Annotated in this window: 9 protein-coding genes and 4 pseudogenes; 7 read left to right on the forward strand and 6 right to left on the reverse strand. The window is 64.4% G+C overall.

The window, feature by feature from the left end; genetic code table 11:
- The first annotated feature begins 44 nt into the window (after positions 1-44).
- Positions 45-437 (forward strand): energy transducer TonB, encoded by a 393-nt coding sequence (locus E5E97_RS10695; protein WP_118881702.1) that lies wholly within the window; start codon positions 45-47, stop codon positions 435-437.
- 31 nt (positions 438-468) lie between these two features.
- On the opposite strand, the gene E5E97_RS10700 is transcribed toward E5E97_RS10695, so the two are convergent.
- The 5 genes and pseudogenes from E5E97_RS10700 to slyA all read right to left on the reverse strand — a co-directional run bounded on the left by E5E97_RS10700 (position 469) and on the right by slyA (position 4427).
- Complete coding sequence (locus tag E5E97_RS10700; protein WP_029303683.1) at positions 469-828, reverse strand: MliC family protein; 360 nt, start codon at positions 826-828, stop codon at positions 469-471.
- A 127-nt stretch (positions 829-955) separates the two neighbouring features.
- The gene (locus E5E97_RS10705) at positions 956-1717 is read right to left on the reverse strand and encodes an ABC transporter substrate-binding protein (protein WP_118881701.1); all 762 of its coding nucleotides are present in this window, start codon (positions 1715-1717) and stop codon (positions 956-958) included.
- Positions 1718-1858: 141 nt separating this feature from the next.
- Positions 1859-2887: a DUF2955 domain-containing protein gene (locus E5E97_RS10710; protein ID WP_011705154.1), complete on the reverse strand. Its 1029-nt coding sequence runs from the start codon at positions 2885-2887 to the stop codon at positions 1859-1861.
- Between the two features lie 10 nt (positions 2888-2897).
- Complete coding sequence (locus E5E97_RS10715; RefSeq protein ID WP_016349913.1) at positions 2898-3953, reverse strand: HlyD family secretion protein; 1056 nt, start codon at positions 3951-3953, stop codon at positions 2898-2900.
- A 1-nt stretch (position 3954) separates the two neighbouring features.
- Positions 3955-4427: pseudogene (gene slyA, locus E5E97_RS10720) on the reverse strand (transcriptional regulator SlyA).
- A gap of 318 nt (positions 4428-4745) precedes the next feature.
- Between slyA and E5E97_RS10725 the strand changes: the two are divergent.
- The 5 genes and pseudogenes from E5E97_RS10725 (at position 4746) to E5E97_RS10745 (ending at position 10621) form a co-directional block, all read left to right on the forward strand.
- Positions 4746-4937, forward strand: coding sequence for a hypothetical protein (locus E5E97_RS10725; RefSeq protein WP_073349272.1), 192 nt, complete (start codon positions 4746-4748; stop codon positions 4935-4937).
- Between the two features lie 535 nt (positions 4938-5472).
- On the forward strand, positions 5473-6780 hold the full coding sequence (locus E5E97_RS10730; RefSeq protein ID WP_039213362.1) for a 2-hydroxycarboxylate transporter family protein: 1308 nt from the start codon (positions 5473-5475) through the stop codon (positions 6778-6780).
- An 11-nt stretch (positions 6781-6791) separates the two neighbouring features.
- Positions 6792-8341, forward strand: a pseudogene (locus E5E97_RS10735) (NAD-dependent malic enzyme).
- A 17-nt stretch (positions 8342-8358) separates the two neighbouring features.
- Positions 8359-9926 (forward strand): annotated as a pseudogene (locus E5E97_RS10740) (ATP-binding protein).
- A 3-nt stretch (positions 9927-9929) separates the two neighbouring features.
- Positions 9930-10621 (forward strand): annotated as a pseudogene (locus tag E5E97_RS10745) (response regulator).
- Between the two features lie 97 nt (positions 10622-10718).
- Here the strand turns inward: E5E97_RS10745 and E5E97_RS10750 are convergent.
- Positions 10719-11618 (reverse strand): DMT family transporter, encoded by a 900-nt coding sequence (locus E5E97_RS10750; RefSeq protein WP_017408562.1) that lies wholly within the window; start codon positions 11616-11618, stop codon positions 10719-10721.
- Positions 11619-11721: 103 nt separating this feature from the next.
- On the opposite strand from E5E97_RS10750, the gene E5E97_RS10755 reads away from it, so the two are divergent.
- On the forward strand, positions 11722-12528 hold the full coding sequence (locus E5E97_RS10755; RefSeq protein WP_044799451.1) for a helix-turn-helix transcriptional regulator: 807 nt from the start codon (positions 11722-11724) through the stop codon (positions 12526-12528).
- Positions 12529-12531: the final 3 nt, after the last annotated feature.

Below are 12531 nucleotides of genomic sequence, written 5' to 3' on the forward strand. Positions count from 1 at the left end.
GGGGAGGGGTGACCCCTCTGATCTGACTCAACAAGGAGTGTTGAATGGGTTTGAAGGTCTTGCTGCTGGGCATTGTGCTCGGTCTGCTGGGGGGCTGTGCCAGCCCCAGTCCCACCGTGAAACTGAACCAGCCGCCGCTGGAGGTGACCATGGCGGAGCTTGGCAAATACTGGGTGCAGGATGGCGAGGTGCCTCCGTTTGAACCAGTGGGCGGTGCGCCAGCCAAGCGGCCCGTCAAGGGCTATGTGGAGATCTGTTATCTCATCGACTCCAACGGCAATCTGTTCAGCCCAGAGATTTTGGCCTCGGAGCCGCCCGGCGTGCTGGACCTGATCGCCCTGTCGGGGCTGGCCAAGACCCGCTATCGCGTGTCGGAGCAGAACCCGCAGGCCATTCCGGTACGAGTGGTGGGTCGCTACGAGATTGAAGTGGAGTAATGAACAACCCCGGCCTGGCCGGGGTTGTTGTTTACTGCTGCTTGCAGTCGTTGTAGACGCTCTGCCACTCGCCATCCTTGTCGCGCATCTCGACAAAGCCTTCATCTCCCTTGTTCCACCAGACGGCCTCATGGTCGTCGGTGTAGCGGGCGCCGGAGGCGGAAACGCTCTGCGGCAGGGTGTAATCCTTGCCATCTGGCAGTGCCAGTTTGACGAAGTTGAGGCTCTGATCGGAGAGGGCGAAGTAGCGTACCTGCACCCGTTGGCCCTGTTCACACAGATAGGTGACGGGGTCGCCACCGGTCACGCTCAGGGTACCGGCGCCGCGTTCGCAGCCGCTCAGCAGGGTCAGGCTCGTGATGCCCAGCAGCAGAAGGTTGGCGTGCTTCATGTTGATTCTCCATCGGTGTCATCCGGGCGTGATCCTAACAGCTTGCCAAAGGGGCGCAATGCGCCTCGACCCGGCTTGCGTCGATATGCGTCCATGGGCGTCAAAAGAAGCGCTAATGAGCAGTGGCTCAATGCAGACCGAGTCTGGCCTCGAAGGCGCGCACCAGCGTCTCGTAGGTGCCGTTGTTGCGGATCTTCTGCAGCCCCTCCTCGAAGCGTTTGGCCATTTCCTCACCCTGGGGATGAGCGCGGGAGAAGGCGAGCCAGAAACCGTCGGTGGAGATCTTGCCCACCTTGACCACCTTCCCGCTCAGCTGCTTTTGCTGGATCTTGAGGTAGCCCGGCATCTCGTTCATCAGGATATAGTCGACCCGGCCGCGCACCAGCATCTCGATGATCTGGGCGTCGGACTTGGCCTGGAAGCGGGTGATCCTGGGGTTTTCCATGAAGTCGGTGGGGTAGGTGTAGCCAAGGGTGATGCCCACCGTCTTCTGTTCCAGCGAAGTGAGCTTCAGGTCCCGGCGCGGTTCGCGGGCCAGGGCGAAGATGGCGAGATCCTCCTCGAACATGGGGGTCTCGTGCCAGAAGTACTGGTAGCGGTTCTCCTCGGTGATGGTGGCATCGAAGCAGCCTAGCACCTTGTCGCTGCGTGCCTCGTACATGCAGCGGGCAAAGGGGATGGTGCGAAACTCGACGTCGACCCCCTCGGCGGCAAAGGCCGCCTTCACCAGCTCGGGGGCCAGCCCCTGCGGCTGACCGCTCTGCTTGTCGAGGGCGCAGTAGGGGGCCCAGTCATCCTCGGCGGCAATGAGCACCTGCTCTGCCCGGGCACAGGTCATCCCCAGCAGCAGAGTGATTGCCAACCAGTGGATGTATGCTGCTCGTGCCATGGTCTCTCTCCTGTTGCCGACTGCCCTAGCAAGCATAGTTGCTGGGGCTGGCCGCAGGTGCCGCCAAACGGAAGGCAAAAAAACGCCCCGGTAGGCATAGCGGGGCGAAAGGCAGCACATCCTTGAGCCAACAACAGGGGGTCAATAACCGAACCGAGTGGCCTCGAAACGGTTAAGCAGTCGGTGGATGAGGTAACAGGCCAGCAGGGTGGCGACGATGGCAAACAAGATGCTGCTGACCCGGTAAAGGGCGCTGAACACCAGATCGTTGCCCGGCGTCAGGTATTGGCCGAACAGGATGCCGAGGGTGGTGAGGGCGCCGAAGCCGACCCCGGAACCGCTCGCCTCCTTCACGTGGGCATGGCTGAACAGCATGGCGCCGAGCCAGAGCATGGGGGCGACCAGCAACAGCAGTCCCGACCAGTCGTAGAGCACCAGCTGGCTGACCAGGCCGAAGCTCACCCCGAGCAGGGTGCCCATGGCCCGTTTGCGGGCATAGCTCAGGGCGCCGTCCCAGTGCATGGGGAAGAGCACCAGCAGGGTCGTGGCCTGGGCCGACATGGAGTCCCGCAGATCGAAGATCTGGAACACCATGAAGGAGAGGGTGGCGATGCTGGCGCCAAGCAGCGCCTCGTGCCGCATCCGGTGCGGTGCCTTGGGGGAGGGGGCCGGTTTGGGGCGCTCCTCCACGTCCGGGATCAGCGCCGTCATCAGGTAGGCGATGAGCACCGACAGCACGCTGGCCCACAGGTTGCTGAAGATGAGGTCGTTGAGATCGGTCTGCGGGTAGCTGGCAAAGTGCAGCATGATGCTGAGACTCAACACCCCGTTGGCACCGAACAGGAACAGGCTGCCCCGCGACATGGCGGCGAAGCGGTAGAGAAACAGCAGGAAGGCGATGGGAACCATCAGGCCGGGATGGCCGCCAAACAGCCCCCCCAGCAGCCCCACTTCCAGCCCGCAGACCACGGCGGCGGCGATCAGCTGGCGGGCGGCATGGCCGTTCATCACCGGCACCATGCCCAGCAGCAGCACCGGCGTGACGGTGTAGAAGACGCCATAGTTCCAGCCGAACAGCTTGCAGAGCAGAAAGCCGGTGGTGCTGCCAAAGGCGATGCGCAGGCATTGGCGCAGTTCGTTGGCGGTGAGGGGCCTGTGCCATAGCGTCATTGCCGTCACCTCAGTAGATGTAGTGCAGCAGGCTGAGTAGGCGGATCTGGGCGCGGGCCAGCAGTCCGGTCAGGGCGTTGTCGGGCAGCAGCTGCACGGTGGCGCGGGCACCGGCCGGCAGATGGGCGGGCAGCTGTTCCAGCGCCAGGTGCAGACGCAGGCGCTGGGCGTCGCGCACCCAGCGATCCGACTCGGTGGGGCTGGCCAGGAGGCCGTTGGCATCGAACTGGCCGGCGCTGACCCCGGCATCCAGGCTGGTGACCCGGGCCGGATAGAGGCGACCCGGCTCGCCATCGAAGGCGACCAGTGCCTGGCTGTCCTGATTGACGTGGCGCAGGCTCTTCTCGCGAAAATCGGCGATCACGTCCACCTGCTCGGAGACCAGCGCCAGCAGCGGTGCACCCGCCGCGGCGAAGCTGCCCGGCTTGAGCTGCAGGTTGGTGATGATGCCGTCCTGGCTGGCGTGCACCCGGCTGTAGGCGAGGTTGAGCTCGGCCTGGGCGAGGCGGTTGCGGGCCTGGCGCAGCAGCAGGTTGTCGTCGCCGGGCAGACCGCGGTTGACCCGGGCCTGGGTCATGCGAGCCTTGCTGGCCAGCAGGTTGGCCTGGGCGGTGCGAAACGCGCTGTCGGCATCATCCTTCTGCTGTTCGGAGACCATGTGGCGGCGATAGAGGGCGTCGATGCGCTCCGCTTCCCGCAGCTTGAGGGCGGCCTGGGTCTGCAGCGAACTGAAGTCGGCGCTGGCGGCATTGAGGGTGGCATCGAGCTGGCGATTCTGCTGCTCGGCCTGGGCCAGGGCGAGGCGGGCCTGCTCCACCGCCAGTTCAAAGGGGGCGGGATCGAGCACGAACAGCAGGTCGCCCTGCTTGACGTGCTGGTTGTTGCCGACGGCCACCTCGACCACCTTGCCGCTGACCTGGGGCGCCATCTTGGTCACGACGCGGGTGGCCATGGCTTGCGGGGTGAGCGGCATCTTGAGGTCGGCCAGCAGGAAGTAGGCAAAGACCAGTACGAAGGCGCCCATGGCCCATTTTATCCAGCGCTTGAATTGTTGATCCGGGGTCATTTCACTCTCTCTCTTCACTCTGTGCACCTATCTTGCCGAGGGCATTGGCGCAGATGCGGTGCACGATATCTTCAAACTGTTCCAGCTCCCGCTGGCTGATGCCGGCGAGCAGCTCCCGGCGTATCTCCATGATGCGATCTTCAATCTGGTCGAGCAGCGCCTTGCCGGCCGGGGTCAGGGTGACGATGCGGGCCCGCTTGTCCTGACTGCAGCAGTGGCGCTCCACCAGCCCCTGCTCTTCCAGCTGGCCCAGGGTGCGCATCAGGGAGGGCAGTTCGATCTCCAGCGCTTCGGCCAGGGTCTTCTGGCTGAGGTGGCCACCGAGCCGGCTCAGCTTCCACAGCGCCGTCCAGCGGGGGTGGGTGAGGCCGAGGGGGCCAGTTCGAGATCGGCCACGGTGCGCCACAGCCGATGCAGTCGGCCGACCCGCTCGGCGAGGGACAGCTCGCGCAGCATTTCCAGATCCTTCATCATGAGATTCTCCATTTACTTAGCTTGCTAAGCATTGTAGTTGTTTAGCAGGCTAAGTAAATAGTGTGATCGCGATCTTGTTTATGAAAATTGGAGGTAGGTTTCTTATGGAGCTTGCTTGCTGGGCTTGAGCACCCCGCCGGCAGCAACCCGTGTCTGCCGCGAGACTATTTGGGTGAACCATTCTCGCCATGGGCCGGCGAAATAACCAAATCATCTCACCAATCATGCTGAAAATAGCCTTGGAATAGCCATGGCCGATAATGTTGGTGGCAGAAAAATATTATCCGAATTCGGCAGACTGTTTTTTATCCACTAATATTGATGGGTCAGCTAAACAGGGAGACGATAGCTGTGGAACGATATGAATCGGGTGACCCCCATTTCTCCATCGAGAGCCTGTTGGTGGAGGTGGAATATGTTGCCGATGGCCATTATGGGCTCAGCCTGGAAAGTACCGAAACCTGTCATGAATTTGACCCTGCCAATATTCCACTGTTATTAGCCGAATAGTTTTTCGGTTGGTGTCATGAGGCCGTCATCATCATTTGACGGTCTGTTGCAGGGCCCGCTTGTATCGGCTCAAACGCTCCCCTGAGGCAGGCACGGCCTGCCATGGGCAGATCCTCTTTGCGGGCCTCGGAGTGATCGCACACCCGCAATCTTCCAGTTGTCTCTTCCGGTCTGTGGCGGTTTATCCGATTGGCATTTGCTGCTCTTGAGATCGCCACTCAATCCTTGCCGGTGATCAATCGAAATAGCATGGAGCGGTACAAGCATGGTTTCCCATTATTGAGAAGCATGCCGCCCATTATTTAATCGTTATTTGATAATGGCACCATCAAGAGCCTGTTGGCATTGAGGGATGAGGGCTCACCGGTTTGATTGGCGCGGCACAATAGCGCGCCCGAATAATGCCAATGACAGGCCGGGCAGCAGCCATAACGTTTAAGAATTTAATGTTTTTATATGCCTTTGCAGACAGGCTAACCGACAGGGGGGAGAGAGATGGCTAGAGTGGCGCCACACCACACGCTGGAGCATAACAATGAAAAACCTCTCTACCCCACAGACCCGGATCGCATTGTTTGGCGACCGACAGATTGCCGGCATGCCCATGATGATCTTCCTCGGACTTGCCACCTGCGTACTCTTCTCGGGCTGGAACGGCTCTTTGCCACTCGGCATGGTCGGCGCGCTGGCATTGATGTTCGTGCTCGGCACCCTGCTGACCGAGCTGGGGGAGCGCATCACCCCCATCCGTGAATACCTGGGGGGCGGCACCATACTCGCCATCTTCGGCGGCGCCGCCCTGTTTGAATACCGGATCCTGCCCGTCGAGGCGGGCCAGGTGATCATCGGCTTCATGAAGGAGGGGGGCTTTCTCAATTTCTTCATCGCCAGCCTGGTGACCGGCTCGGTGTTCGGCATGAGCGGCGCCCTGCTGAAGAACGCCGCCATGCGCTACCTGCCGGTGATCCTGGGGGGCGTCGCGCTGGCGCTGCTCAGCGTCGGTCTGGTGGGTGCCCTGATGGGGTATGGCTTCAAGAATGCGGTGCTGCTGATCGGCCTGCCCATCATGGGGGGCGGCATGGGGGCCGGCGCCGTGCCGCTGGTGGAGATCCTCTCCGGGCCGCTGCAGATGTCGAGCGCCGACCTGCTGTCGCGCATGGTGCCGGCGGTGGTGATCGCCAACACCCTGGCCATCCTGGTGGGGACCTTGCTGGCCCGCCTCGGTCGCCGCTACCCCTCCCTGACCGGCAACGGCAAGCTGATGATAAAAGAGAGTGCCGCTGGCGTGGCCGAAGAGAAGGTGCAGGCGCCGACGCTGGAGAGCCTGGGTCTCGGGCTCTTCATCAGCTCCAGCATGTTCGTGCTGGGCTCATTGCTCGGCAACTTCATCCCCATGCACCCCTTCGCCCTGATGATCCTGGCGGTGGCCGTCATCAAGGTGAGCGGCCTGCTGCCCCGTCGTTACGAGCAGGCGGCGGCCGACTGGTACCAGTTCGTGGTCAGCAACCTGACGCCCTCCCTGCTGGTGGGGATCGGTGTCGCCTACACCAGTATCCCCGAGCTCATCAGCGCCTTCTCGGTCAGCTACTTCGTGCTGGTGCTGGTGACCGTGGTCGGCGGTGCCCTGGGGGCGGCGCTGGTGGGCCGGATGATCGGCTTCTACCCCATCGAGGCGGCCATCACCGGCGGCTTGTGCATGGCCAACATGGGGGGCACCGGCGACGTGGCCGTGCTCTCGGCGGCCCAGCGCATGACCCTGATGCCGTTTGCCCAGATCTCTTCTCGTCTCGGGGGCGCCGTCATGCTGATCCTGGCCACCCTGCTCATTTCGCTGCTGGCATAAGGAACAAGATAATGAACGACATCATGATGGGTACCAGCCTGCCCTATGCCGAACGCAAGCGACAGGGACTGATGGGGCGTATGCCCCACAAGGAGGAGTCGCTGGCCCAGCAGCGGCGCCGTATCTACCGGCTGGTTTCGGCCATGCAGAGCCCGTTTGATCAGCACTTGCTGCTGCGCCAGCTGCAGGAGGACAACCCGGTACTGTTCTACGAGCTGGTGCGCCACCACCTGCCGGAGCTGTTGCCCATCATCTACACCCCGGTGGTGGGGGAGGCGTGCCAGCGCCACAGCGACCTTTATCTGCGCAGCCACGGCCTCTACCTCTCCTGGCACGACCGGGACGAGCTGGACGACATCTTCGCGGCGGTGAAGCAGGAGGTGGACGTCATCGTCATCTCCGATGGCGAGCGGGTGCTGGGGCTCGGCGATCTCGGCATCGGCGGCATGGGGATCTGCATCGGCAAGCTGGCGCTCTACTCCGCCGCTGGCGGCATCAACCCGGCGCGCACCCTGCCACTGTGCGTGGACGTGGGCACCAACAACCCCGAGCTGCTGGAAGATGACTCCTACCTCGGTTGGCAGGCGCCGCGGGTGGATGGCGAGCCCTATTACCAGTTCATGGACAAGGTGGTGGCCGCCATTCGCAAGCGCTGGCCCCAGGTAGTGCTGCAGTTTGAAGACTTTGCCGGCAAGCATGCCGCCAATCTGCTGGCTCGCTACCGCGATGAGCTTTGCATGTTCAACGACGACATCCAGGGCACGGCGGCGGTGGCATCGGCTTGCGTGCTGGCGGGCCTACAGCAGGCGGGCAGTGCGCTGGCCGAGACCCCGGTGCTGATCGTCGGGGCCGGCTCAGCCGGCTGTGGCATTGCCTCCATGCTGGCCCAGCTGGCGGGCAGCACGGAGCGGGTGCAGTTGTTCGATCAGGATGGCCTGGTCTGCCAGGACCGCGCCGGGCTCACCCCGGCCCAGCAGCCGTTTGCCCGTCCGGCGGCGGAGGCGTGCCACTCCCTGGTCGCACTCATCGAGTGGCTGCGCCCCGGGGTGCTGATCGGGGTGAGTGGTCAGGGCGGCCTGTTCGACGAGGCGGTGCTGACGGCCATGGGGGAGGTGTGCGAGCGGCCGGTGATCCTGCCGCTCTCCAACCCCACCCGCAGCGCCGAGGCGACCCCGGCCCAGGTGTGGCAGGCGACCGGCGGGCGCGCCCTGCTCGCCACCGGCAGCCCCTTCCCGCCGGTGGCGGTGGACGGGGCACCGCGGGTGGTCTCCCAGTGCAACAACGTCTATGTGTTCCCGGGTATCGGCCTCGGCGCCTGCGCGGTCAAGGCGCGGCGCATCAGCGACGGCATGTTGCGGGCGGCGGTGCAGGCGGTGGGCGCCTATCCGCTGGCCGAAGGGCGGCTGCTGCCCCCATCGAACAGGTGGGGGAGGTGGCCCGCGCCGTGGCGAGGGCGGTGGCACTGTGTGCCCGTGCCGAGGGGCTGGCCGATTTTGCCGGCGATCCCGCACCTTTGATTGACCAGACCTGGTGGCGCCCGCACTATTGGTCCGCGTCCTGATGTTGCAAGGCTAATCGATGAAACTGCGTCACCAACTGGTCACCCTCTCCCTGGGCCTGTCACTGCTCCTGATCGTCATCCTGGGCAGCCTGCTGGCGCTCTTTATCCGTCACCTGCTGGAAGTGAACCTGGAGGAGAAGGGGGGGATCTGGCGCGGGTACTGGCGGCGGACAGCCGAGTGGTACAGGCGCTGGAGTGGGGGAGCGATCCGGGTCTGCGCGACTATGTGCAGGGGATCTGCAGCCGCACCGACGCCGCCTACATGGTGGTGACCGACGAGCACGCCCGCCGGCTGAGCCACCCCTCCCCGGAGCTGGTGGGCGGCCTGTTTCGCGGCGAGGATATCTGGCCCTCCCTCAACGAGCGCAGCAGCTACTGCTCCAAGGATGTGGGCACCCTGGGGCCGGCCATTCGCTGCTTCGCCCCGGTGATCGGGGCGGACGGACGCGCCATCGGCGCCGTGGTGGTGGGCTATCTGATGCAGACGGTGGAGGGCATCTATCTGGATCGGATCGCCCTGCTCATCAGCGCCATCGGCGCCGTGCTGGGCTGCGGCCTGCTGCTGGCGCTCTGGATCCAGTATCGGCTGCGGCGCACCCTGCTGGATCTGGAGCCGGAGACCATCGTCAACCGCTTCGTGCTGCAGGAGCTGGTGCTGGAGCACATCTCGGAGGGGGTGATCGCCCTCGACAGCCAGGGCCACATCCGCATGCTCAACAGCGCCGCCTTTTACCAGCTGCGCCTGCCCGGCACCGGCCGCCACTCCCTGCTCGGTCAGCCACTGGCGGAGCTGTCGCCGCCGCTCGCCCCCGCCCTGACCCAGCTCGAGACCGAGCTCGGCTTCACCGTGCACGGCGAGTCGTTCATCGGGCGCTGGCAGGCGGTGGAGGGCAAGATCCCCGGTCGGCTGCTGATCTTCAGCCGCCCCGAGGTGACCGGCAGCCTCGGCATGCAGGTGACTCACCTGCGCCAGTATGCCGAGATGCTGCGGATGCAGACCCACGAGTTCGCCAACAAGCTCAGCAGCCTCTCCGGCCTGCTGCAGCTGGGCCACGTGGAGCAGGCGGTGGAGCTTATCCAGCAGGAGAGCGAGGCGTGCCAGACCATACTGCACGATCTGCTGCGGGCCATCGAGGACAAGCCGGTGGCCGGGCTCATCCTCGGCAAGTTCAGCCGGGCCCGTGAGCTCGGGGTGGAGCTGGTGCTGGATCCCGATTCGGCGCTGGGCGAATACCCGGCGGCGGTGTCGGCGGATCTCATCACCCTCATCGGCAACCTGCTGGACAACGGCATCCGCGCCGCCTGGGCCCGGCGCAAGCAGTGCCCGCCACGGGTGCTCATCTCCCTCAATGACTTCGGGCGCCGGCTGGTGATCGAGGTGGAGGACAGCGGTGAGGGGGTGGACGAGGCGCTGGCGGACCATCTGTTTGATTACGGCATCAGTCGCCAGACCGGCGATCACGGTGTCGGCCTGTTCCTGGTCAAGGAGACGGTGGCCAGGCGAGGGGGTGTGATAGAATGGCGCCGCACCGCCGAACAGACGACGCTGTTCGGTATCTACTTGAATAAAAACCAATTGGTGTGATCTATGGAGCCCATTTTCACTCTGGTGATCGAGGATGACGAACGGATAGGATCCATTCTGGCCGAGCTGGTCTCCTCCACCCCCGGATTTTCCCTGCTGGGTCGGGCCGAGAGCCTGACCCAGGCCGATCTCATGATGCGCGCGGCCCAGCCGCAACTGCTGCTGGTGGACATCTCGCTGCCCGACGGCTCAGGCCTGGAGTGGGTGAACCGGCTGCGCAGCCACAACCGCGAAGCCTACGTCATCATGGTGACCGCCTCCTGCGACGTGGAGACCATCCAGCAGGCCCTCAATCAGGGGTACAGGATTACATCATCAAACCGCTGCGGCTGTTTCGCATCCAGCAGAGCCTGGACGAGATCCTCACCCTGCACCGGCGCATCTGCGAGCGCGGCTCCCTCGAGCAGAGCGACCTGGACCGCTTGATGGGCAAGGTGAGGCCCCAGGGGCGCGAGGTGCGCGACACCCCCAAGGGGATCGACGCCATCACCCTGCGCCAGGTGCTGGAGCTGCTGGCGGGCGAGCCGGACAGCGCCTTCTCCACCGACACGGTGGCGCTGCGCCTGTCCCTCAGCCGCACCACGGCGCGCCGCTATCTGGAGTATCTGGAGTCGGAGGACCGGGTGGATGTGGACCTCAACTACGGTCAGCGCGGCCGGCCCGAGCGCCGCTACCACTGGCGGCGGGGCAGTTGAGCCGTTTGCCGCACGCGGATGCATACCAACAAAAGAGGGAGCCTGAGCTCCCTTTTTTGTGTCTGCCGTTGGTGTAAAAACCGGTACGGCAGGCCGCTCAGGCCTCTTCCAGCAGGGCCGGGCGGGCCTTCGGTTTGAACTGGGAGAGCATGACCCCCGCCAGGATGAGACCGCCGCCGAGCAGGTGATAGCCGTGAATGGGCTCCCCCAGGCTGATGACGGCGATCAGCGCCGTGCACAGTGGCATCAGGTTCATGAACACCGAGGTGCGCTCCGCCCCCATGCAGGCGAGGCCGCGCATCCAGCAGTAGGCGGCGAAGAGGGAGGAGGCGATGCCGGCAAACAGCACCAGGCCCCAGCCTTCGGCCGGCACCGCCAGCGACTCGGCGCAGAGGGCGACCGGGACCAGCAGCAAGACCGCCAGCAGGATCTGCAGGTAGAGATTGAGCCAGGGGCCGAACGGCAGCTGCCAGCGGCGGATCAACAGGCCATAGAGGGCGTAGCTGGCGGAGCCGAGCAGCATCAGGCCGTCGCCCTGATTGATGCCGTCGTGCAGCAGCGCCAGCGGCTGACCCAGGCTCAGCAGCCAGAATACCCCGAACAGGGAGATACTCATGCCGAGCAGCGCCTGTTTGCCCGGCCGCTGGCCGAAGAAGAGCGCGCTCTGCAGCAGGGTCAGCAGCGGGATGAGGGAGCCGATGACCCCCATGTTGGTGGCCGAGGTGGTGTGGGCTGCGTAGTAGGCGAGGCACTGATAAAGCACCATGCCAAGGGCCGCCAGCACCAGCAGTTTGCCGAGCCAGGGGCGGATCTCGCCACGACGGCGCCACAGCTGCGGCAGGCAGAAGGGGGTCAGTGCCAGCGCGGCGATCACCCAGCGGTAGAAGGAGATGGCCGCGGGATCCAGCACATCGGCGGCGGCCTTGGACACCACGGTATTGGTGGCCCAGATCAGCACGGCGAGCAGCGGAAACATCAGCGGGTAGAAGATACGCATCAAAGACTCCTTATTATCGAGGTGACCAGTCTACCCTTGTCTTTCTGATATCAAGTAACGTAAAACTGACAAATCATCCCGCGCAAAGGACAATTAGCCCGCCATGGCCATACGTCACTACCATCCGACGGACCTGCATCTGCCAGAGCCCAACCCGCTCTATCTGCGTTACCAGCAGATCCAGGCCGAGAGCGCATGTGCGCCCCACAGCCACCCCTGGGGCCAGCTCAGCCTCATCAGCCTGGGGGTGATGGAGATAGTGCTGGACGATCACCGGCTGGTGGCACCGGCCGACTACCTCATCTGGGTGCCGGCGGATCTGGAGCACGCCTCCTACAACCAGCAGGCCCTCGACTACACCTCCATCTACGTCAATCACGCCCTGGCGGCGCGGCTGCCGGCCGAGCCCAGGCTGCTGCAGATGACCCCGCTGATCCGCGCCATCCTGGCCGATTTTTGCGATCGCAAGCTGGGCCACATGGCGGATGAGTGGGACGTGCGCCAGGCGGAGCTGCTGGTGGAGAAGCTGACCCGCACCCGCTGCCAGGACAGCTACCTGCCCATGAGTCAGGACAAGCTGCTGGCTCCCATGCTGGCGGCGCTCTACAGCGACCCCGCCGACCCGCGCACCCTGGCCCAGTGGGCCGAGCAGCTGCACACCACCGAGCGCACCCTGGCCAGGCGCTGCGTGCGGGAACTGGGGATGAACTTCGGCCAGTGGCGGGCCCGCCTCAAGCTGCTCAAGGCGCTGGCCTGGCTCAAGGGCGAACTGCCGGTGCAGGAGATTGGCTGGCGGCTCGGTTACGGCTCCACCTCGGCCTTCATCGCCATGTTCAATCGGGAGCTGGGCTGCTCGCCCCAGCGCTATCGCCAGCAGCTGGGCATCGGTGCCGGGCAGGCGGCGCTCTAGCAA

The organism is Aeromonas sp. 2692-1 (assembly GCF_013085505.1).
Classification (GTDB): Bacteria; Pseudomonadota; Gammaproteobacteria; order Enterobacterales; family Aeromonadaceae; genus Aeromonas; species Aeromonas hydrophila.